Below are 1,409 nucleotides of genomic sequence, written 5' to 3' on the forward strand. Positions count from 1 at the left end.
TGCCGGAGTTGATCGAGCTTGTTGACCGGGTGGTGGTGATGCGGCTCGGTCGGGATGTCGCGGACCTTCCCGGTACGCAGGCTACGACGGATGCGTTACTGACCGCGATGACGGGGCTGGATGCCTCGGTGCGGAGGACGGCATGACAGCCATCGAATCAACCGCGGCGCCGGTCCTCGCGGACGGGGGCGGGGGCGGGGACGTGGCTGTTCCCGGTAATGCCATCGCGTCGTCGGCTGTTCGCCGGGTGCTGGGGTCGCCGGTGGTGGGGGTGGGGCTGGCGTTGCTGGCACTTGTGGTGATCTTCACGGTGATGGCGCCGACGAAGTTCGCGACTGTCGCCAATGTGCGCAATGTGTTTGCTGACGCGAGTGCGCTGCTTGTGATCGCGATGCCGACGGCGTTGTTGCTCATCTCGCGTCAGATCGACTTGTCGGTGGGATCGGTTATCGCGTTCAGTGAGGTGATCGCGGCCAAGGTCATGGCCTCGGTGGGTGGTGGTGGGGTCTGGGTCTGCGTGCTCGGTTTTGTCGCCGCGTTGGTGGCGGGGGGGCGTGGGGTGCGGTCAACGGTTTCCTTGTCTCCCGTGCTGGTGTGCCGTCCTTTCTGGTGACGTTGGCGTCGATGGGGGGCGCGTTGGGGGCGGCTTTGCTGGTCAGCGGGGGTAATGATATTGCGGATGTGCCGGCTCTTCTGGTCAATGGGATTGGTATAGGGGACGTAATGAAGTAACAAATACGTGATCGAGAGCATCATCGCAGGTCACAGGCCTGTGGAGGGTTCGAAACGCGCAAGTTATTTCATTTCGACTCCATAGGGATGCTGGCTGGGGTTCCGGTGATGACGGTGATCGCGGTGGCGGTGATTGCGATAACGGTTTGGGCGCTTGCCTGTACCCGTTTCGGTCGCTATAGTTATGCGACTGGTTCTGATCCTGTTGCCGGTGAGCGGGCGGGGATTAATGTCCGCGGCCATACTATGAAGATTTATGTGCTCGCGGGTCTTGCTTATGGCTTGGCCGCGTATCTGAATGTGGCGCGTTTTTCGACGACGACGATCGGTGGGCATGCTCCCGATGCGCTGAATGCGATCACCGGTGTTGCGCTTGGTGGTGTCAGTATTTTCGGTGTTTCGGGGAGTGCGGTCGGTGCTGCGATCGGGATTTTTGTCCCTGCTGTGCTGCAGAACGGTCTGGTTATTGTGCGGGTGCCTCCGTACTGGCAGCAGATCGCGATTGCCGTGGCGCTGGTCGGTGCTGTCTATGCCGATCTGGTGCGGCGCCGTACCAACCACCGTTAGCCATGGTTCCTGTTCCCGTTATGTAGTCGAGTAAGGAGACCCATGAGATTCTCACGTCAGGTCGTGCGAGCGGCTGTCTCGGTAACGATCTTGGGCGCGCTTTGGAGTCG

2 protein-coding genes are annotated in these 1,409 nt (G+C 61.0%); both read left to right on the plus strand.

Annotated features, from left to right (window positions below; genetic code table 11):
* Nucleotides 1–142: 142 nt before the first annotated feature.
* The gene (locus tag AC08OQ_RS09570; protein ID WP_476611992.1) at nucleotides 143–613 is read left to right on the plus strand and encodes a hypothetical protein; all 471 of its coding nucleotides are present in this window, start codon (nucleotides 143–145) and stop codon (nucleotides 611–613) included.
* Nucleotides 614–819: 206 nt separating this feature from the next.
* On the plus strand, nucleotides 820–1,299 hold the full coding sequence (locus AC08OQ_RS09575) for an ABC transporter permease (protein ID WP_476611993.1): 480 nt from the start codon (nucleotides 820–822) through the stop codon (nucleotides 1,297–1,299).
* Nucleotides 1,300–1,409: the final 110 nt, after the last annotated feature.

This window comes from Frankia sp. CcCS3 (genome assembly GCF_977927575.1).

Excerpts from the sequence above, each read along its gene's own strand:
- AC08OQ_RS09570 (WP_476611992.1), top strand. The coding sequence starts at position 143 with ATGACAGCCATCGAATCAACCGCGGCGCCGGTCCTCGCGGACGGGGGC.
- AC08OQ_RS09575 (WP_476611993.1), top strand. The coding sequence starts at position 820 with ATGCTGGCTGGGGTTCCGGTGATGACGGTGATCGCGGTGGCGGTGATT.